The sequence below is a fragment of the Pseudonocardia aurantiaca genome (assembly GCF_039526725.1).
Taxonomy (GTDB): Bacteria; Actinomycetota; Actinomycetes; order Mycobacteriales; family Pseudonocardiaceae; genus Pseudonocardia; species Pseudonocardia aurantiaca.
Genome location: NZ_BAAAJG010000011.1, coordinates 242,211 through 260,839 on the forward strand (window position 1 = coordinate 242,211; position 18,629 = coordinate 260,839).

At 70.0% G+C, this 18,629-nt stretch carries 16 protein-coding genes and 1 pseudogene; 10 read left to right on the forward strand and 7 right to left on the reverse strand.

Annotation, left to right across the window (positions count from 1 at the left end):
* Positions 1–340: 340 nt before the first annotated feature.
* Entirely contained in the window at positions 341–592 is a 252-nt protein-coding gene (locus tag ABD143_RS19010; protein WP_343979816.1) for a hypothetical protein, read from the forward strand.
* Positions 593–636: 44 nt separating this feature from the next.
* Here ABD143_RS19010 and ABD143_RS19015 read toward each other — a convergent pair whose 3' ends face one another.
* Positions 637–765 carry a hypothetical protein gene (locus tag ABD143_RS19015; RefSeq protein WP_343979819.1) on the reverse strand — a complete coding sequence of 43 codons (129 nt, stop codon included), beginning with the start codon at positions 763–765 and terminating at the stop codon, positions 637–639.
* A gap of 315 nt (positions 766–1,080) precedes the next feature.
* Between ABD143_RS19015 and ABD143_RS19020 the strand changes: the two genes are divergently transcribed.
* A complete protein-coding gene (locus ABD143_RS19020; protein ID WP_343979822.1) occupies positions 1,081–1,974 on the forward strand; it encodes an endonuclease/exonuclease/phosphatase family protein in 894 nt (297 codons plus the stop codon).
* 79 nt (positions 1,975–2,053) lie between these two features.
* On the opposite strand, the gene ABD143_RS19025 is transcribed toward ABD143_RS19020, so the two are convergent.
* Positions 2,054–3,205, reverse strand: coding sequence for a cation:proton antiporter (locus ABD143_RS19025; protein ID WP_343979825.1), 1,152 nt, complete (start codon positions 3,203–3,205; stop codon positions 2,054–2,056).
* Between the two features lie 278 nt (positions 3,206–3,483).
* Here ABD143_RS19025 and ABD143_RS19030 point away from each other — a divergent pair, with 278 nt between their 5' ends.
* Together ABD143_RS19030 and ABD143_RS19035 are read left to right on the forward strand one after the other, a co-directional pair.
* On the forward strand, positions 3,484–5,034 hold the full coding sequence (locus ABD143_RS19030) for an amino acid permease (protein WP_343979828.1): 1,551 nt from the start codon (positions 3,484–3,486) through the stop codon (positions 5,032–5,034).
* Between the two features lies 1 nt (position 5,035).
* Positions 5,036–5,890 carry a glutamate ABC transporter substrate-binding protein gene (locus ABD143_RS19035; protein ID WP_343979831.1) on the forward strand — a complete coding sequence of 285 codons (855 nt, stop codon included), beginning with the start codon at positions 5,036–5,038 and terminating at the stop codon, positions 5,888–5,890.
* Positions 5,891–6,082: 192 nt separating this feature from the next.
* Here the strand turns inward: ABD143_RS19035 and ABD143_RS19040 are convergent, their stop codons facing one another.
* Positions 6,083–7,942, reverse strand: coding sequence for a putative nucleotidyltransferase substrate binding domain-containing protein (locus ABD143_RS19040; RefSeq protein WP_343979834.1), 1,860 nt, complete (start codon positions 7,940–7,942; stop codon positions 6,083–6,085).
* Between the two features lie 257 nt (positions 7,943–8,199).
* On the opposite strand from ABD143_RS19040, the gene ABD143_RS19045 reads away from it, so the two are divergent.
* Entirely contained in the window at positions 8,200–8,868 is a 669-nt protein-coding gene (locus ABD143_RS19045) for a DUF4383 domain-containing protein (RefSeq protein ID WP_343979837.1), read from the forward strand.
* 79 nt (positions 8,869–8,947) lie between these two features.
* Here ABD143_RS19045 and ABD143_RS19050 read toward each other — a convergent pair whose 3' ends face one another.
* From ABD143_RS19050 to ABD143_RS19060, 3 genes and pseudogenes are all read right to left on the reverse strand, one after another.
* Positions 8,948–9,346 (reverse strand): helix-turn-helix domain-containing protein, encoded by a 399-nt coding sequence (locus tag ABD143_RS19050; protein ID WP_343980300.1) that lies wholly within the window; start codon positions 9,344–9,346, stop codon positions 8,948–8,950.
* Positions 9,347–9,484: 138 nt separating this feature from the next.
* Positions 9,485–11,134, reverse strand: a pseudogene (locus ABD143_RS19055) (class I adenylate-forming enzyme family protein); the annotation flags it as partial.
* Complete coding sequence (locus ABD143_RS19060) at positions 11,134–12,117, reverse strand: cyclase family protein (protein WP_343979839.1); 984 nt, start codon at positions 12,115–12,117, stop codon at positions 11,134–11,136. The gene ABD143_RS19060 and the pseudogene ABD143_RS19055, both read right to left, overlap by 1 nt.
* 94 nt (positions 12,118–12,211) lie before the next feature.
* Between ABD143_RS19060 and ABD143_RS19065 the strand changes: the two genes are divergently transcribed.
* Together ABD143_RS19065 and ABD143_RS19070 are read left to right on the forward strand one after the other, a co-directional pair.
* Positions 12,212–13,183: a TetR-type transcription factor C-terminal domain-containing protein gene (locus ABD143_RS19065; protein ID WP_343979841.1), complete on the forward strand. Its 972-nt coding sequence runs from the start codon at positions 12,212–12,214 to the stop codon at positions 13,181–13,183.
* A gap of 204 nt (positions 13,184–13,387) precedes the next feature.
* On the forward strand, positions 13,388–13,753 hold the full coding sequence (locus tag ABD143_RS19070) for an HPF/RaiA family ribosome-associated protein (protein ID WP_343979844.1): 366 nt from the start codon (positions 13,388–13,390) through the stop codon (positions 13,751–13,753).
* A 46-nt stretch (positions 13,754–13,799) separates the two neighbouring features.
* Here the strand turns inward: ABD143_RS19070 and ABD143_RS19075 are convergent, their stop codons facing one another.
* Positions 13,800–14,666 carry an LLM class flavin-dependent oxidoreductase gene (locus ABD143_RS19075; protein ID WP_343979847.1) on the reverse strand — a complete coding sequence of 289 codons (867 nt, stop codon included), beginning with the start codon at positions 14,664–14,666 and terminating at the stop codon, positions 13,800–13,802.
* 93 nt (positions 14,667–14,759) lie between these two features.
* Between ABD143_RS19075 and ABD143_RS19080 the strand changes: the two genes are divergently transcribed.
* From ABD143_RS19080 to ABD143_RS19090, 3 genes are all read left to right on the forward strand, one after another.
* Entirely contained in the window at positions 14,760–15,707 is a 948-nt protein-coding gene (locus tag ABD143_RS19080) for a quinone oxidoreductase family protein (RefSeq protein ID WP_343979850.1), read from the forward strand.
* Between the two features lie 168 nt (positions 15,708–15,875).
* Positions 15,876–17,696, forward strand: a complete 1,821-nt coding sequence (locus ABD143_RS19085) for a hybrid sensor histidine kinase/response regulator (protein WP_343979852.1) — start codon at positions 15,876–15,878, stop codon at positions 17,694–17,696.
* 72 nt (positions 17,697–17,768) lie between these two features.
* Positions 17,769–18,629: a class II fructose-bisphosphate aldolase gene (locus ABD143_RS19090; protein ID WP_343979854.1), complete on the forward strand. Its 861-nt coding sequence runs from the start codon at positions 17,769–17,771 to the stop codon at positions 18,627–18,629.

The window sequence follows — 18,629 nt, forward strand, 5'->3', positions numbered from 1 at the left end:
CTCGCCGTCGACCTCGATCCGCGCCATCGGGTCGCGGTCGCCTTCGCCGATCACGCGCTCGCCGCAGCCTGTTGATCCCCGCGCTCCGAGTCCTCCTCGTCCGAAGACGAGGTCTCCGTGGGTCGGTGGGCACGCCCCCGCACCAAGCGGTCACTCGCGGTGATGATGTACCACCACCGCGAGTGACCGAGCGGCCACTCGCGGTAGTGGGGGCGACCACCGCGAGTGACCCGGCGTGCCCGGGGTCGTTATGGCCCGAGGCGGGGAGCGGAACGTCTATCAGGTAGACGACGACCACAGGGCGGGTCCGACGCCCGTTTAAGGCATCAGCTCGGGCCGCGTGGCGGAGGCACGCGAGAATCTCTGGCTCCCCATCCTGAAGCGATACGCGGACGCGCGAGTCCTGCGTCCTGGTCTGGACCATCGAGCGCTCAGCCGCTGGATCAGCTGCCAGGAATTCTGGCTGCTGGCCCGCCCGGCCGTGCTCAGCGAGAACGTCGAAACGCAGGCCGCATACTTCCGCGACTTCATGATCGCCGCGCTGGTCACGAAACCCGAGGAGCCCCACGAGATCCTGCCGACTCGCCGTTGAAAGGCTCGGCCGGCGCGTCACTGGATCACAAAGCACGATGCGGGTCAGTCGCGTCGGCGCCGCGGCGACGGCGGGGGAAGGTCGGTGCCGATCCCGGTGTCGGCCACCTGCACGCTGTAGACCAGCAGCTCCGGTGGTTCGTGTGCGTCGATGAGGCGCTGCGCTTCCTCCACGGCGTACGCGACCTCGACGGCGCGGACCGCGATGCTGCGGAAGGGCTGCGGCCCTCGGTGACGTACGAGGGGAACTCGGCCGTCCTGGGTCGTGACGGCTCTCCCGCGCTCGGCGCGAAGCTCGCCCGTTCCAGTGGGATCGAAGGATGGCTGCGCGTTCGAGCATGCAGCACAACTCGATGCGGTTGGGAGGAGGAGCTCCTCGAGTTGCTGCAGCCGGCGTCGCGACGACGTGTGGTGTTCGGCCAGATCCGGAGCCGTATGGTCGGACGGCCTGGACGACCTGGGCCGGGCACATGGGACTGGGAGACGGGCATGGCAGACCGGTCGTTCCAAGGGTTGTGGGCGGCGGTCGTCGGCTGCCTGGTCGCGAGTCTGGTCGGGTGCGCCACGATGGCGACCGGGTCGAACGCGGTCGGACCCCCGCCTGGTCCGCCGACCCCGGCCGGGGGCGTACCGGCCGCGCCGGTGCAGGTGCAGGTGCTGCAGCTGAACCTGTGCAACAGCGGTATCGCCGCCTGCTATACCGGCCGGTCGACGGCCGAGGCCGCCGCGGTGATCCGCGCAGAGACTCCCGACCTGGTCACCCTGAACGAGGTCTGTCGGGACGACGTGTCGACCCTCCAGCGTGCGCTCGCCGATGTCGTGCCCGGCGGCGCGGTCGTGTCCGCGTTCCAGGCGGCGCGCGACGGGCGTACCGGGGACGCGTACCGCTGCCGTAACGGCCAGCAATACGGCATCGGCCTTGTCTCGCGGTGGCCGTCGATGCCCGGGTCCTCCGCTGGCGGTGGGATCTACCCGGCCCAGGACAGGGAAGACCCTGAGAAGCGGGCGTGGCTGTGTCTGGACGTCGCGGCCACGCCGGCCGTGGCCGTCTGCACCACGCACCTGGCCTACACCAAGCGGGAGGTCGCGGGTGCCCAGTGCAGGTACCTGTTCGGCACGGTCATCGCGGAGATGCGCGCACGGGACGGGGCGGCGCCGCTCGTGATGGGTGGTGACCTGAACCTCGGATCCGGCGACAGCCCGGACCTCAAGTCTTGCCTACCGGCCGGTTCCGCGCTCGTCGACGACGGCGGCGAGCAGCACGTCGTCGCGACGCCCGAGTTCGTCGTCGACAGCTCCAAAACGATCGACCTGCGCGGCACTACCGACCACCCGGGACTGCTCGTCACGCTTGCTCCGCAAGCAGGCAATCGAACGCCGTAGCTCGGTGGGCCCCAGGGGCTCGAACCCTGAACCCGCGGATTGAAGGGCCTGGGCTTCGCACCCATTGGGCTCCGAACGTTCACTCCTTCGCCAGAGACGCCATCCGCCGTCCCAGCAGCACCCCACCGACCGACGAGGCCGCGATCGTCGCCAGCACCGCGGTCACGATCGCGGCCGCCTGGCCCGCGTCGAGGATGCCCTGCCGCAGCCCGATCGCAACCACCGCGGACGGCACGCCGAGGGCCGCAGTGGCGAGCAGTCCCAGCGCCAATGGGCGGCGCAGGATCAGCGCAACCAGCGTGTGGACGACGACCGCCGCCAGCACCAGCCCCCCGAACAGGGCCAGCGCACGCGGCGATTCCAGCAGCGCCGCGAACTGCAGCTGTGCGCCCAGCGTCACGAAGAACAGCGGCACGAAGAAGCCCTCGGCGACCCCGACGAGCTGCTGAGCAAGCCGGTGTGGCTCTCCGGTCGCGGCCAGCACCGCGCCCGCGGTGAAGCCCGCGATCAGGATGCTGGTGCCGAACGCCGTCGCCAAGGCGGCGAGACCGAACAGCAGGGCGAGGCCGACCCGCAGATCCAGCGCCCACCCCCGCCTCTTGGACAGGCTGCGCAGCGTGCGCATCGCGTCCGTGTGCCGCAGCCGCCGCAGCAGGACGAACACGGCCGCCCCCGCCAGCAGCACCAGGCCGGCGCCGGCGAGCACCCGGATCAGTGCGCCGGTGGCCAGCACGAGCGGGACCGCGAGCACGGTGACGATGTCGGTGAGCGTGATCCACGCCGTGCCGAACGTGGCCACCGGAGTGGCCAGCACGTCCTCGCCGAGCCCCTGCAGGATCGGCATCGCCACCGCCGCCGACGACGTCGCCACGATCACGGCGAGCACGAACGGGCGGTGCGGGCCCACCGCAGTCAGCAGGAACCCGGCCGGGACCGCCAGCGCGAGTACCAGCGCGGTGGCGAGCATGGCCGGCCGCAAAGAGCGGCGCAGACCGGTGTCACGCAGCGGCAGGCGGGTGCCGACCACGAACATCAGCATCGCGAAGCCGACCTCGGACAGGAACGCGACCGTCGGCTCGCCGGGATCGATCCAGCCCAGCCCGGTGCGACCGAGCAGGACACCGGCGCCGATCTCGCCGACGACCAGCGGTAGCCCGAACCGGGGCAGCGCGGCCAGCAACGGCCCGGCCAGCCCGGCCACCACGATCAGCGCGAGCGCCCCGAAGGTCATCGCCGGCGGGAACGGGTCGCAGCGAACACGTCGCGAAGCTCCATGTGGGAGATGGTCCCGCGCGGGCAGCCGGAATTCAGCGGTTCACGTCGGAGAGCGAGCACCCTGGGCTCGCTGCAGCGAATGAACTCGTGGAGCGAGCAGGCCCACCGGGTCTCTAATAAGGTTGCTCCACTCGCGTGGGTGACTTGTCGGCGGATATCCGGTTGATCGCCTGGTCGGCCATGCATCACGAGACTGCCCACGGGTGGCTGAGTCGACCCGGTGAGGACGATGCCATGACGCAGGTTCGGGAACAGGAACCCCATCACTCCCTGGACGCCGAGCAGGTCGGCTACAAACAGACCCTTGGGCGCCGGCAGGTCCAGATGATCGCCATCGGGGGCGCGATCGGGACCGGGCTGTTTCTGGGTTCGGCCTCCCGGCTGCACAGCACCGGGCCGGCGCTGCTGTTCAGCTACGCCTTCGTCGGGGTCATCGCGTTCTTCCTGATGCGCGCGCTCGGGGAGCTGGTGCTGCACCGGCCGACGTCGGGCGCCTTCGTGTCCTACATGCGGGAGTTCTATGGCGAGCGGTGGGCCTATGTCACCGGATGGATGTATTGGCTGAACTGGGCGCTGACTGGGATTGCTGAGCTGTCTGCGGTGGGCCTGTACGTCCAGTACTGGTTCCCGCTGATGCCCACCTGGGCGACCGTGCTCATCGCGCTGGCCGTGGTGCTGGTGGTCAACCTGCTGTCCGCCCGGGCGTTCGGCGAGTTCGAGTTCTGGGCGGCGCTCGCGAAGGTCGCCGCGATCGTGGTGTTCCTCGCGGTCGGGCTGGTCGTGGTGGTCGGTGGGCTCAGCGTCGGCGACCACCAGGCCGGGTTCCAGAACCTGTGGAGCAACCCGGGTGGCTTCTGGCCGGCGAGCGGCGACTACAGCTGGTACGGGCCGATCCTGGTGATGGCCGGCGTGGTGTTCGCCTACGCGGCCATCGAGATGGTCGGTGTGGCGGCCGGCGAAATGGCCGACTCGACCCGGGAGGTGCCCAAGGCCATCAACGCCGTCATCTACCGGATCGCCATCTTCTACTGCGGATCGATCCTGCTGCTGGTCTCCATGCTGCCCACCACCGAGTTCAAGTCGGGGACCAGCCCCTTCGTCACGGTCTTCGACCGTATGGGCCTGCCCTGGATAAGCGCGCTGATCCAGGCCGTGCTCATCGTGGCCGCGCTGTCCAGCCTGAACTCCGGCCTGTACTGCACCGGGCGGGTGCTGCGCAGCCTCGGCATGTCCAAACAGGCCCCGGCGTTCACCCTGAAGATGAGCGCGTCGGGCGTGCCGTGGGCGGGCATCGTCATGACGTCGGTGGTGTACGTCTTCGGCGCCGTGCTCAACGCGCTGGCCCCGGACGCGTTCGAGATCGCCTTGGAGGCCGCGGCGATCGGTGTCGTCTTCACTTGGGCCACCATTTTCCTCTGCCAGCTGCGGCTGCGGTCGCTGGTGCAGCGGGGAGTGATCCCGGCCAGCCCATTTCAGATGCCCGGTCACCCGTACACCAGCATCATCGGGTTGGTCTTCCTCGGCCTGGTCATCGTGGGCTTGGCCGTGTCGGGCTGGCAGAGCAGCCCGTACTTCGGCCACAAGGTCACCTTCTTGGTGGTCGTGTTCGGGATCCCGATCCTCGCAGTGCTGCTCGCGCTCGGCTGGAAGCTGGTGGAGCCCGCGGTCATCGCGAACACCAACGGTCGGATCAAGGCGGTCTGGTCGAACCACGGGCCGACCTACGGGCCGGGCGTCGACCCGGACGACCTCGACCCGGCCAAGCCGGCCGACGAGGAGACCTGAGATGGCGAACACGGTGCGACGGCTTGCCGTTGCGGCGCTGGCGGGGCTCGTGGTCGCCGCCCTGGCCGCATGTGGCTCGGGCGGCGAGGGGCCGAACCCCTCGCCCGCGCTGGTGCCCGGGGCAGCTCCTAACGGGCGGCTCACCATCGGGATCCCGTTCGACCAGCCCGGCATCGGGCTGAAGGACGGCACCAGCTACCGCGGCTTTGACGTGGAGACCGCGACGTACGTGGCCAAGGCGCTCGGCGTGCCGGAGTCGAACATCACCTGGAAGGAGACGACCGGCGCCGCGCGGGAGCAGCTGCTGGCCAGCGGCCAGGTGGACCTGGTCTTCTCCACCTACTCGATCACCGACCCCCGTAAGCAAGTGGTCGACTTCGCCGGGCCGTACTTCCTGGCCCACCAGGACCTGCTGGTGCGCCGCAACGAAACCGAGATCACCGGGCCGGACACGCTGAACGGCAAGGACCTGTGCTCCGTACCCGGCACCACCTCGGCAGCCAACGTAATACAGCGCTATCTGGGTCGGATCCGACTGAAGGAGTTCCCCCGATTCTCCGACTGCGTCCAGGCGCTGGCCGACAGCCAGGTCGACGCGGTGACCACCGACGACGTCATTCTGGCCGGATACGCAGCCGAACCGCATTATCGGGGCCAGCTGAAGGTGGTTGGCAAGGGCTTCTCCGACGAGAGCTACGGGGTCGGCATCCGGAAGGGCAACACCGCGCTGCGTGACCAGGTGAATGCGGCGTTGAAGCAATACGTCGCCGACGGCTCGTGGCGGAGGGCTCTGGGCATCACCGTGGAGCCCTCGGGCTATCGGATCCCCGACCCGCCGAACCCGGGCACCGCCTGAGCGGGTCGAGTCCGGATCTTCCACGCACGCCGCGGGCGGCGTGGCTGGCTGCCGTGGCCGGGATCGATGCCGATGATCCGGCCACCGGCCAGGACGGTGATCTCGTGCTGTGACCCGCGACGTCGCCGATGACCGCAACGCGGTGCGCCGGGCGCTCGGCCCGGACCGTGTCCGGTCGGTCGGGGGCCGGCATCAGTAGGCCGGCTCCGGTGAGGCCCACGCCTCGGCGGGGACGAAGTGCGCAATGTTGTCCATCCGTCGCTGGACCGTGGAGATCTCTCGGACCGCCTGGGCGATCACGCTGCGGTCGATCGAGGACATCCGGCTCATGGTGATCAGGTCGGACGGCCGGTCGCCGGCCCGGTGCTGCATCAGCTGGTAGCGCAGCCGCAGCCGCTGCAGCACCCCGAACACCTCGATCAACGTGCTGGCCTGCTCGTCCGGCAGCATGGCCGACCCGGAGGCCGCCCGCAGCCGCTCGGTGGTGGGCAGCGCGGCGGAGCCGACACTCAGCGCGGCCCAGCGGGCGATGTTGACGATGGGCACCAGCGCGTGCGTCTTGATGTCGAAGGTGTCCGGCTGGCGGGCCAGGATGTGCCGCATCGACCGCAGCTTGGCGCGCTTGGACAGCGACTCCTGCAGCAGCAGCCGCATGGTGCCCGGATGCCGGCGCAGATCGCCGAAGACCCGGGTCACCGTCGGCAGCCCCGGGTCGCCGTGGATGGGGCGCCCGTCCACCAGCAGCGAGGTCATCATCGCCCCGTTGTGCTCGGCCGGCGCGGCAAGCCACTGCTGACCGGCCGCGCGCCAGTCGTCGTTGGTCCGGGAGAACAGGGCGTGCCGGGCGGTCGCGCCGTGCTCGTCGCCGCTGAGCCCGGCTCGCGCCAGCACCTCGTAAACCTCGCCGAACGCCGCCCGGTAGCGAGCGATATCGGTGTCCGGGACGGGCCCGTCGAACGCCGCCGCCGAGTCGACGTCCGAACTGAGCATCGCCTCCCGCCGTCCGTTGCTGCCCAGCGACAGCCAGGTGAAGGCGTCCACCGACAGTTCCGGGTGCCGGGCGAAGACGAATTCGATCGCCCGCCGGACCAGTGTGTCGACCACTGAGGAGTACACCGCGATCACCCGGCCGGAGGCCAGGCCGCGGGACAGCAGGTCGCCCAGCATGGCCGGTATACCGGCGGAGTGGCAGGCCAGGTCCTCGACGGAGGTGGCCCGACGCAGCTGTTCGTGCAGCGAGACCCCAGCGGTGGTGGGGGAGATGGCGAAGTCGCGCGGGGCGACGACCCCGCGCAGCTGCCCGGCCCGGTCGGTCACCAACAGGAACTCGGCGTCCCGGTCGAGCAGGAGCAGCAGCGCCTCGGCGGCGGAGTCGCCCAGTACGGCGGCGGGAACCGAGGTGTCCATCACCGACTGCGCCGGGGAGCTCGGCGGCCTGCGCTCGGCCAGCACGCGGGCTCGTAGCACCGAATCGGTGACCAGCCCGAACCCTCCTGCCTCAAGCCGGATCACCGCACAGGGCACGCCCTCGGCGGTCATCCGCCGAGCCACCTCCACGACCGGGGTGCTCGACTCGACGACCAGTGGCGGCCGGACGATCAGCTCGTCGACCAGGCTGTAGGTCGGGGCGGCGGACACCCGGCGGCGGGCCGAGGACACGATCTCGGCCAGGAACCGCGCCCCGCGACGCGAGGTGAAGACGGGCGCGGCCAGTACGGCGGGGATGCGCGCCACGACGACCGCGCCGGCGGCGACGGCGCGGGGGCCGATCGAGCTCTCGGTCAGCATGGCGGAGAACCCGAATACGCCGCCCGGCGAGACGACCTCGTCGTGCCCGTCTGCGGGGGTGTCGGCGTCGTTCCACAGGTGCACGTGTCCCTCGAGCACGACGAACACCTCGACGCTCGGGTTCCGGAACGCGTCCAGGATCAGGTCGCCGTCGGCGAACCGGTCCACCCTCGAGCCCTGCGCGATGGCCTCCAGAGCGGCCGCGCCGACTGAGTCGAAGGGCGGGTGCCTCGCCAGGAAAGCCGCGAGATCGGCGACGTCCATGCCCGTCATGCTGCCACAACGGCCAGGTCAGGCCCGGTCTTGCTCGGCATGCGGCCTGATCGAATTTGACGTTCCTCTCAGACTGACTAAAATCTATTCGCCGCCATCCCGGTGACGAGCGGTGCTAGCCCTGGCCCTCCCGGGGACAGGCATTGCACCTGTCGGGTTTGAAACAGGGAGATGAGATCGGTATGGGCCCGTCGCACTCCGAGCCGCATCCCGTGGGCATGTGGCACCCCAGGCCTGGACCACATCCGGTGCACACGATTCACCGCGTCTGTGCCGCCCTATGCGGCGGCTTTCTCATTCTGTTCGGGTGTTTCGGCCTCGGCCAACGCTTGCCGTTCTTCTCGACCACCGGCACGATCGTGCTGGGACTGTCCACGAACGGGCTGCTGGCCGCTGTCTCGGTGATCGTCGGAGTCATACTCCTCGCCTCAGCCGTTCGTAGCGGCCACACGGCATCGACCGTCTCGATGACGCTGGGAGGGCTGTTCCTGCTGTCCGGACTCGTCAACGCGCTCATATTGGGCACGTCGCTGAATGTGTTGGCATTTCGTATGGAGAACGTCCTGTTCAGCTTCGCAGTAGGTGCCGTGTTGCTCATTACGGGTGCGTATGGGCGCGTCACCGGGAGACTGCCTTTGGACAACCCATACCACCGAGACATGCCGGCCGGTCCCCCGCCACAGAGCGAAGAGGAGATCGCCCAACATGCGCGCAATCTCGCGTCCGCCGGTGAGCTCGCCGAAGCCGAGCGTGCCTACGCCCTGCACTGTGCCGACGCTGAGCAGATGCGGCGACTGGAGATAGTCCACCAATATCGGTCCGGCGAGGAGCGCTTGCGAGCATGGCGGGAGAGCGCCCAACGAGCGCCCGGCTCCGACACGATGACGCGCAGCCGGCAGCGATTGAACGCGAACTGAGCGGAAGCTGCACGGTGCCGACGTCTTCCACCTCTGCACACGGCGGCGCGGGCAGCGGCAGGACGACCGCACGGAGCGCTCAGGCGGCGCCGGGCACGCGGAAGGCACGCCGGTAGGCCTGCGGCGAGAACCCAAGCTCCCGAGCGAAACAGACGCGCAAGGCCACGTCCGAGCCGAACCCTGAGCGTGCCGCGACCGCGGGAATGGACAGCTCGGTGGTCTCCAGCAACTGGCGGGCACGCAGGAGCCGCTGCTGGCGCAGCCCGACGTGCGTGACGTCCGACAGGTCCTGCACCCCCTCGCGCATCGCCGCCTCGTCGCGCAGGTCGAGCGGCAGGTGCTGGAAGGGCTTGTCGCTGAACACCTCGGGGCGGCGCCGCGACACCGCGATGACGTTCCAGTCGTCGTCGAGGAACCGGTCTACGCAGGCGGCGCCGACCAGCCCGCTGGCACCGGCGATGAGGACGGTGTTTGCCATGGCTCTCCTGGATGTGAGCGTGCGTCGGCAGGCCGCTGGCCAGCCGCACGTATGTCGGGGTGGCGTGGCGTCGTGGCCGCCGCTGCGCGCGCTGCGCCCGGGACGTCGGGCCCAGCGGAGCAGACGGTGTGGCCAGGCGCGGATGCGCAGCTCGCGGCGCAGGACCTTCCCGCTGACGGTCTTCGGGATCTCGTCGAGGATCTCGAGCTGTCGGGGGTACTTGTAGGCGGCCATGCGTTCCTTGGTGAACGCGATGATCTCCTCCGGTGTCGCCGTCGCGCCGCTCTTGAGCGACACGAACGCCTTGACCGTCTCGCCGCGGTAGTCGTCGGGCACGCCGACCACGGCGGCTTCGCGCACCTCCGGGTGCTCGTAGAGCACGTCCTCGACCTCGCGCGGCCAGATCTTGTAGCCGCCGGCGTTGATCTGGTCCTTCTTGCGGTCGACGATGTAGAACCAGCCGGCCTCGTCCATGTAGCCGACGTCGCCGGTGTGCAGGACCCCGCCGGGCAGCGCCTTGGCGGTCTCCTGGGGCTTGTTCCAGTAGCCGGCGACGACCTGCGGCCCGGCGGTGACCAGCTCGCCGACCTCGCCGGCTGGAAGGTCCTTGCCGTCCTCGCCGATGATCCGCACTACCGTGTTGTAGGTCGGCACGCCCACCGACAGCGCCCCGGAACCGGGATCCACCGGCGCCTCGCGGTGGAAGGGCACCGCGTGCGAGGGCGAGGTGGTCTCGGTGAGGCCGTAGACGTTGTGGATGTAGTGGCCGAACGTGTCGGAGAACGTCTTCACCGTGCTCGGTGGGACCGGGGCCCCCCCTGAGTAGATCTTGGTGAGCGAGGCGAGCTTGCCCTTCTCGGCGTTGGCAGCGTTCATCATGGCGATGAACACCGTGATCGACCCGACCGTGAAAGTGGCACCCTCGGCCTCGACCGTGTCCAGCGTCAGCGACGGGTCCAGCCGGTACATCAGCACCACCGGCGCCCCGACCAGCAAGGCGACGGCGATGTGCCCGATCAGCCCGGTGATGTGGAACAGCGGGGCGATGCCCAGAACGACGTCGTCCCCGTCCAGGCCGACCCAGTCACGATAGGTCTGGGCGTTGAACACCACGTTGCGGTGGGTGGTCATCGCACCCTTGGGCGGTCCGGTGGTGCCGGAGGTGTAGGTGAGGAACGCGATGTCGCCCGATCCGAGCGTCACCGTGGGCGGGGTCGCGCCCCGATGGCGTTCGAGAAGCTCCAGCAGGTCCGTGGTGCCCGGGCACTCGATCCGCTCGACGCCGGCGAACACCCGCGGGTCGTTGCGGGTCTGGTACTCCAGCTCCGAGGTGGTCAGCACAGTGCGCACCGCCGAGCCCGGCACCACCTTCGCCGCGACGTCGCGGTAGAGCGACTGCAGGCACACCAGCACGGTCGCCCCCGAGTCCGCGAGCAGCTCGGTGAGCTCGCGCTGCTTGTTCATCGGGTTGATCGACACAGCGATGCCGCCGGCTTTCCACGTGCCGACCTGCGCGATGACGAACTGGGGCACGTTCTGGGCGAAGATCGCCACTCGCTCGCCAGGGGCGAACCCGGCCTCGGTGATCCCCACGGCGAACGCGTCGGTCAACGCATCGAGCTCGCGGTAGCTGATCCGACCGTCGAAGTAGCGGACCACGTCGGCATCCGGGGCCCGGCGCACCGCCGCCTGGAACAACTCCAGCGCGGTGGCGTACTCGACCTCGATTTCGGCCGGCTGACCCTCGTCATAGCGGCCCAGCCAGGGCTTGTCGTCGTAGACACTCATCAGCCGCGATCCCTCAGCGGATCGCGATCGGGGTTGACCGGGGCGCCGGTGCCGTTGACGACCTTGAGCGGGGCTGCAACGTAGAGGAAGCTCCACCGCCCATCCTCGGCGCAGGCGTCGGCCAGGTCGTCGAGCCACGCGATCTCGGTGAGGGTGACGCCCAGGTTGCGCATGAGCGCGCAGTGCAGCGGCAATGCCACCCCGGAGTTCGGGTCGTAGGTGACCTCGTTGGCGATGGTGTCCGTGACCAGGTTGGGCACCTCGCGCTGCTGGAACCACTCGACGAGCTCGCGGGAGTAGGTCAGGCCCGGCTCGCAGAAGCCCTCGTAGAACTTCTCCTTGTCGTTGAGCTCGTACCAGTACTTCATGAACCCGGTGCGCACGCACAGGATGTCGTGCGGTTCGATCGTGACCCCCTGCGCCGCTGCGGCGGCCTCGAGGTCGGTGTGGTCGAACGTCTCACCCTTGTCCAACCACTGCTTCCCGCGGTGGCGGGCAATGTCGATCAGCACGCCGCGCCCGACGATGCCCTTCTCCGCGATCGGCAGCACCGACGCCCTCTGCATGGCGTCAACGGTGCTGCGGGCGTCGTAGCCGTTCCACAGCTGCCCGTCGTACCAGACGTGGCCCAGCGCGTCGTACTGCGTGGAGCCCTGCAGGAAAATGTGCGCGGTGTCGTCGGCGTAGTGCAACCCGCCTGGGAACGCGGGCGCGCCCTCACCGTCCCAGGTGGACTCGTCCAGCTCGTTCTTGCGCTTGATCCCCTCCCGGCCCGGCCACAGCGGGTCGCCGGGGCCGTCGGTGCGGCCCATCTGGATCTGCAGCGTGAACACATCACCTGAACGAATGTGCTGGGCGCCGCGCAGCACCTCCTTCGCGTCCAGGTAGTTCAGGCACCCCAGCTCGTCGTCCGGGCCCCACTTGCCCCAGTTGGTCGGGGCGTCCTCACCGAGCAGCTCCCGCATGGCAGGGGCATCTGACATAGTCGTCTCCTCCGAGCGAACATGAGCGCACACGTTCGAGCGATCGAACGGCTTTTGTTTGAACGATGATGCTGATCACACTTATGCCCGTCAAGTGCAGGCTTTCGTCACTGTCTGCACAGCATGTTTAGAATTGCTGAACAGCGTGGATCGCAGGATGGGGCGGATGACGACGACGGGCGGCAGGGGTGCGGCGGACGCAACCTTGGGCGCACAAGTGCGATCAGCACGGACTTCGAGGGGCCTCAGCCTGCGCAGCCTCGCCCGGGCTCTCCGGGTCAGCCCGGCCACCCTGAGTCAGATCGAGAACGGCCGAACCGGCCTGAGTGTGAGCCGGCTCAGCCAGATCGCCGACGCCCTCGAACTGACCGTGCCCCAGATCCTGGACATCGTCATCACGCCGGACGCCACACTCGACCAGGCGCCACCGGCACCCGAACCCCGACTGCCGGGACCGGCGGAGGTCCCGACGCGCTGGCGCGAGTACGGGCCGCTCGACTTCGACCCGGTCCTGCGCGCCGCGCTCGACGAGTTCCTCGCGATCGGCTACCACGGCGCCACTGTGCGCGGCATCGCAGCCCGTGCCGGTCTGTCAGTCTCGGGGATCTACCACTACTACGCCAGCAAGCAGCAGATGCTGGTCAGCATCCTGGACCACACGATGACCGACCTGCTCGCCCGAGCCGGCGCCGCTCAGGCCGAGGGACGCGACGCCGTCGAACGCTTCAGCCTGCTCATCGAGCACCTCGCGCTCTTCCACACCCACCGCAGGGAGCTCGGCTTCGTCGGCGCGAGCGAGATGCGCAGCTTCGACGCCGACAACCGGCAGAAGATCGCCGAGCTGCGCATCACCCAGCAGCGCATGGTCGATCACGAGGTCGAGGAGGCGGTTCGCCAAGGCCGATTCCGCAACGACCACCCACACGAAGCCGCACGCGCGGTGGTGACCATGTGCACCGCCCTCCCCACCTGGTGGCGCCCGGACGGGCCCTACAGCCCCGAACAGATCGCCCAGCAATACGTCGATTTCGCGCTCGACCTGATGCGGCCCCGGCCCGAGCAGTGAACGCGAGCGGGCCGGCATCGGTGAGCCGCCCCAAGTTCGCCGCTCGGCCTCGATCCGGCGCTCGTCCCTACGCGGGGGGTGTCCCCGCGAGTTGGCCCGGCGCGGCTCAACGCCGCGCATGCTCGAAGCGACAGCGCTCGCCTCCGACATAGCGCGGTCGGTCAGGGCGAAGTCGTACGCTGAACCTACGAGAGAGGCGTACCGATGAGCGGAATTGAGAACAGTCCCGCAGGGACCCTGGAAGAGCGCCTGCGCGTGGGCGCCGGCTTCGCCGCAGCCGATCGGCCGCGCATTCTCGGGGCCCTGTCCGCGCTCGCGCCGCACCTGTCTGGATGGGAACACGACCAGGTCGATCTCGAGGTGTCTTTGAAAGACGCCGAGGGGCCGGACCAGAAGGTCACCCTTCAAGTCTGGCTAGCAGGACGGGCGCACCTCGTGGCCACATCCCACGAGCGCGACGTCGATCATGCCCTCGCGGAGGTGCGTAGAGACATGGTCCGGCAGATCGAGGACGAGAGGTCGCGCCGCGAACCTCGCAAGCGCCGGAGGACACGCAAGACCACGGCCTGACCCCGAGCGTGCCGGACGTCGGGTCCGACCACGATCGGCGGCCGGGTCAGCCCAGGCCGAGGTCGGCCAGCCGGTGCAGCTGGTCGAGGTTTGGGGAGCACGGGAACAGGATCAGCTCGTCACAGCCTGCATCGGTGAACTCGGCGACGGCCTGCCGCACGGCGTTCTCGCTGGTCAGCGCGCCAGCCGCGACCTGGTCGGCGTAGTCGCCGAGGAATCCGTAGTAGTCGTGCAGATAGCCCGAGGCCAGCGCTGACGCGTCCGGGCCGAGCGCGAAGTAGCCCAGACCGGCCAGCCGAGGGGCGCCGTCCCGGCCGGCCTCGGTCCAGGCCCGCCGAGCCCGCTCGGCGCCCTGGGTGAACATCGGTAGGCCCCCGCCGCCGGCGATCCACCCGGCGCCCATCGACGCCACCCGCCGGAACGCGGCCACGCCCATGCCACCGAACAGCAACGGCGGCCCGCCGGGCTGCACCGGGCTCGGTCCGATCGGGCCGGCGGTGCCCCGCGACGCGCCGGCCCAGACGTCCCGGAACTCGGCGAGCTGCGCGTCGAACGCGGCACCCCGGCCGTCGAAGTCGGCCCCGGTCGCGCTGAAATCGTCCGGCCGGCCGCCGACCGCGATGCCGACCGTCAACCGGCCGCCCGCGAAGCTGTCCACGCTGGCCAGCTGCTTGGCCAGCAGCGCGCCGTTGCCCCGGAACGGGGCGATCAGGATCGCCGTGGTGAGCCGGATGCGGCTGGTCACCGCGGCCGCCGCGGCCAGCGTCGGGATCGTCTCGTGGTTGCCGTAGACCACCCGGTCCAGGGTGCCCACGCTGGCAAAGCCGGCCGTGTCGGCCTCGCGGGCCCAGGTCAGCACATCGGCCCCGGTAGCCGAGGGAATGGTGGAGGGAAGCCCGACGCCGAGATCCATGACCGCACCTTAGCCCTGGGTTTTCGCAATAGTTGGTCTTGTGGTGGACACGCGGTCCCGGAATCGCGGGAGGCCCGTGGGTGTTGGCAGGGAATGGCTACCAAGATTGTGGCCACCGCGTTCGGTGGCCCGGAGGTCCTGTCCCAGGTGGAGGCCGACGTCTCGGCACCGGCCGAGGGCGAGGTGACGGTGTCGGTGAAGGCGGCTGCCGTCAATCCGGTTGACTACAAGATCGTCAGTGGGGCGATGGGAGCCGATCCCGACCGGTTGCCGCTGCCCGTCGGGCTCGAGCTCGCCGGGGTGGTCACCGCCGTCGGGCCTGGGGCGGAGGGGCCGGCCGGTCCGCTCGCCGTCGATGACGAGGTCGTGGTCACGTTCCCGCCCACGGGCGCCTACGCCGACACGGTGACGGTGCCGGCGGCGAACGTCGTGCCCAAGCCGGAGGGGCTGGCGTGGGCGGACGCCGCCGGGACGCTGCTGGTGGGTGGCACCGCGACGCACGCCCTGGCGGTGCTCGACCTCAAGGCCGGGGAGACCCTGCTCGTGCACGGCGCGGCTGGCGGCGTGGGCCAGATCGCGGTGCAGCTGGCGGTGGCGGCCGGCGTGACCGTCGTCGGCACGGCAGGCGAGCGGAATCACGAGCTGCTGCGCGGGTACGGCGCGGTCCCGGTCGCCTACGGACCCGGGCTGGCCGACCGCGTCCGCGCGGCCGCACCGGGCGGCGTGGACGCCGCGGTCGACACCGTCGGCACGGACGAGGCCGTGGACACGTCCCTGGAGCTGGTGGCCGACCGCGGACGCATCGTGTCGATAGCGGCCTTCGGGCGCGCCGACACCGGGATCCGGCTCATCGGCGGGGGCCCGGGGGCCGACCCCGGCACCGAGATCCGGGCCAACGCCTGGCGCACGCTGCTGCCGGCCGCGGCCGATGGCACCCTGAAGGTCGTCGTCACCCGGACCTACCCCCTGGCCGAGGCCGCCGACGCGCTGCGGTTCGTCCGCGACGGGCACGCCGGCGGCAAGGTGGTGTTGTTGCCGTAGCGGGGCACGGTCCACGCCCGGATCACCGCCGTGAGTCGGGATCCGGGCGGGCCGGTCAGCATCGTGAAGAGCGCGGTGACCAGCCGTTTGACGGAAACCGGCCGGCGTCACCGCGGTTACCATCCGACATATGCGTGTCCGACGCCGCCGCGTGCCCGGGCCCCCGGGGTGAGCGGCGAGGAGACCCTGGCCGTCACGAACCGACGACGCGCCCGGGTCAGCCCGCACGACCAGGTCGACGCTCTGACCGGAGCCGTCGAAGACCTCGCGGGCCAGTTCAGCTTGCAGCCGCTGCTGCACCGCATCCTGCGGCGCGCAGTCGTTCTCCTCGGCGGCGACGCCGGCTCCATCTCCACCGTCGACGAGCGGGCCGGAACCTATCGCAAGGAGGTCGATCTCGGCGTCGGCTGCCAGGAGGGCAAGGTCTTCCCGCTGCACGAGGGCGCGACCGGCGCCGTCGTCGCCAACCGGGCGCCGGTGGTGTTCGACAACTACTCCCAGGTCCGCGGGGGCCACGTCGCCCCGCCCGATCGGGCCCGGCTGCACGCGACCGTCGCGGTGCCCATCGAGTGGGGCAGCGAGATCATCGGGGCCTGCGTCGTGTTCAGCACCGACCCGCAGGTCCGGTTCCGCGCCGAGGACATCGAGCTGCTGGGTATGTTCGCCACCCACGCTGCCATCGCCATCGTCAACGCGAGGCTGCACGCCGAAGCCGCTGAACGGGCCCGGCGACTGGCCGTGAGCGCCGAGCGGGAGCGGGTCGTGCGCGACGTCCACGACACCGTGGCCCGAGCGCTCGGGTCAATCGTCCTGCACCTCGACGCCTGCGACGATCCGCCCGGCTCGGAGCACATCGCCGCGGCGCGGGAGGCGGCCCGCGCCGCGCTCGCCGAGACCCGGCGCACTGTCCTCGGCCTCGGGCCGGCCCTGCTCGAGCTGCACTCACTGGAGGACGCCATCGCCGTCGAGCTCGCCTGGGCGCGCTCGACGACGAGTATCCGCACCGACCTCGTCGTGACCGGCGAGCCGCCGACGCTGCAGCCCGAGATCAGCCAGCAGGCGCTGCGCCTCATCCAGGAGGCGCTCACCAACGTCATCACCCATGCCAGAGCGGCGTCGGTCCGGGTCGGGATGATGTACGGCGCCGAGGACGTCGCCGTCGTCGTCGAGGACGACGGGATCGGATTCGACCCGGCTGTGCTCACCGATCGCCGGCGGTCCGGCCTCGGCCTGCACGGGATCGTCGCGCGGGCGCACCGGCTCGGCGCCGAGCTGGAGATCGAGTCGACGCCGGGGTGGGGCACGCGGATCCGGGCGCGGATCCCCTACGAGCCACGCGATGCGGGCGGCGAGGTCCGCGCGGACGTGCCGTGGCGCGTACTCGTCGTCGACGCGCGGCCCGTCGTGCGAGCAGGCCTCGTCCGGCTACTGGCGCAGGCTGAGCCCGACATCCTTGTCGTGGGCGAGATCCGGGACGCTCGTGAGGTGGTCGACGCGGTGCGGGTACTCGACCCTCACGTCGTATTGCTCGACCTGCGGATGCCAGTCCTCGACGGCGCCCGGCTGACCTCCTACATCCGCGCCGCGGGACCGGGGGTCTCGGTGCTCGTGATGACCGACGATCTCTCCGACGGGCTGCTGCGCGACGCCGTGCACGCCGGTGCCTCCGGCTGCATCGGGACCGACCTGGACGGCTCGGCGCTCGCCCGCGCCGTACTGGCCGCGGCCCGCAGCGACACGCTGCTCACCGAGACCGTGCTCGGCGCAGTTCGGAGGCACGACCGCGCGGGCAACGGCCGGCTCACCAGCCGCGAGCGCGAGGTCCGCACCCTGGTGGAGCTCGGCATGCGCGACAAGCAGATCGCCGACCGGCTCGGGATCTCGGCGAAGACCGTCGAGAAGCACGTCGGGGCGCTGCTGCGCAAGACCGGTGCACCCAATCGGACGGCCCTCGCCCGCCGGACGGACCTGTCCGAGGCGCCGACGTAGGGGATTTCCCCCAGGCGAAGATGGGGAGAACCACGCCTGGAAATGCGATGCCGCCTGACTAGCCTGGAATCCGTGCCTGTCGTGTCGCTCAAGGACATCCTGTCCGACGCCTTCGCCAAACGGTACGGTGTGCCGGCGATCAACGTGTTCAACGACCTGACTCTCGAGGCCGTTCTCGCGGCGGCTGTCGAGAAGTCGTCGCCGCTGATCGTGCAGACCTCGGTGAAGACCGTGAAGTCGATCGGCGTCGACGTGCTCTATTCCATGTGGACCTCGATGACTGCTGGTATCGAGGTTCCGGTCACGTTGCATCTCGACCATTGCCCGGAGCGTGAGGTCATCACGACGTGCCTCGACCGCGGCTGGAACTCCGTGCTGTTCGACGCATCCCACCTGTCTGTCGAGGAGAACACCCGGCAGACCATCGAGGTCGTCGCCGAGGCCCGCAGGCACGGCGCGCACGTCGAGGGGGAGATCGAGTCGATCACCGGTGTGGAGGACGGGATCGGCTCCGACACCGTGGCGAGGAGGCAGGACCTGCAGGTCGCCCTCGACTTCCTCGACGCCACCGGCGTCGACGTTTTCGCGCCGTCGATCGGCAATGCGCACGGCACGTACGCGGTCGCGCCTCAGCTCGATTTCCAGCGGGTCTCCGACATCGTCGCCGCCCACCCCGTCCCCATCGCGTTGCACGGCGGGAGCGGCCTTTCCGACGAGCAGTTCCGCGATCTCATCGACCGCGGTTGCGCGAAGGTCAACATCTCCACAGCGCTCAAGGAGACATACATGAAGTCGAGCCTCGCGTTCCTGCAGGAGACGGCGGCGAAGGACAAATGGGACCCGCCGTCGCTCTTCCGGTCGGTGCGCCACGAGGCCGTCGACATGGCCGGGTCGCTGATGGAGCAGTTCGGCAGCGCCGGTCGAGTCGGCTGA

Bases quoted from the DNA above. Each gene is read 5' to 3' on its own strand.
- ABD143_RS19025 (WP_343979825.1), bottom strand. From the start codon at position 3,205: ATGACCTTCGGGGCGCTCGCGCTGATCGTGGTGGCCGGGCTGGCCGGG.
- ABD143_RS19020 (WP_343979822.1), top strand. From the start codon at position 1,081: ATGGCAGACCGGTCGTTCCAAGGGTTGTGGGCGGCGGTCGTCGGCTGC.
- ABD143_RS19035 (WP_343979831.1), top strand. From the start codon at position 5,036: ATGGCGAACACGGTGCGACGGCTTGCCGTTGCGGCGCTGGCGGGGCTC.
- ABD143_RS19070 (WP_343979844.1), top strand. From the start codon at position 13,388: ATGAGCGGAATTGAGAACAGTCCCGCAGGGACCCTGGAAGAGCGCCTG.
- ABD143_RS19050 (WP_343980300.1), bottom strand. From the start codon at position 9,346: ATGGCAAACACCGTCCTCATCGCCGGTGCCAGCGGGCTGGTCGGCGCC.
- ABD143_RS19040 (WP_343979834.1), bottom strand. From the start codon at position 7,942: ATGGACGTCGCCGATCTCGCGGCTTTCCTGGCGAGGCACCCGCCCTTC.
- ABD143_RS19060 (WP_343979839.1), bottom strand. From the start codon at position 12,117: ATGTCAGATGCCCCTGCCATGCGGGAGCTGCTCGGTGAGGACGCCCCG.
- ABD143_RS19030 (WP_343979828.1), top strand. From the start codon at position 3,484: ATGACGCAGGTTCGGGAACAGGAACCCCATCACTCCCTGGACGCCGAG.
- ABD143_RS19075 (WP_343979847.1), bottom strand. From the start codon at position 14,666: ATGGATCTCGGCGTCGGGCTTCCCTCCACCATTCCCTCGGCTACCGGG.
- ABD143_RS19080 (WP_343979850.1), top strand. From the start codon at position 14,760: ATGGCTACCAAGATTGTGGCCACCGCGTTCGGTGGCCCGGAGGTCCTG.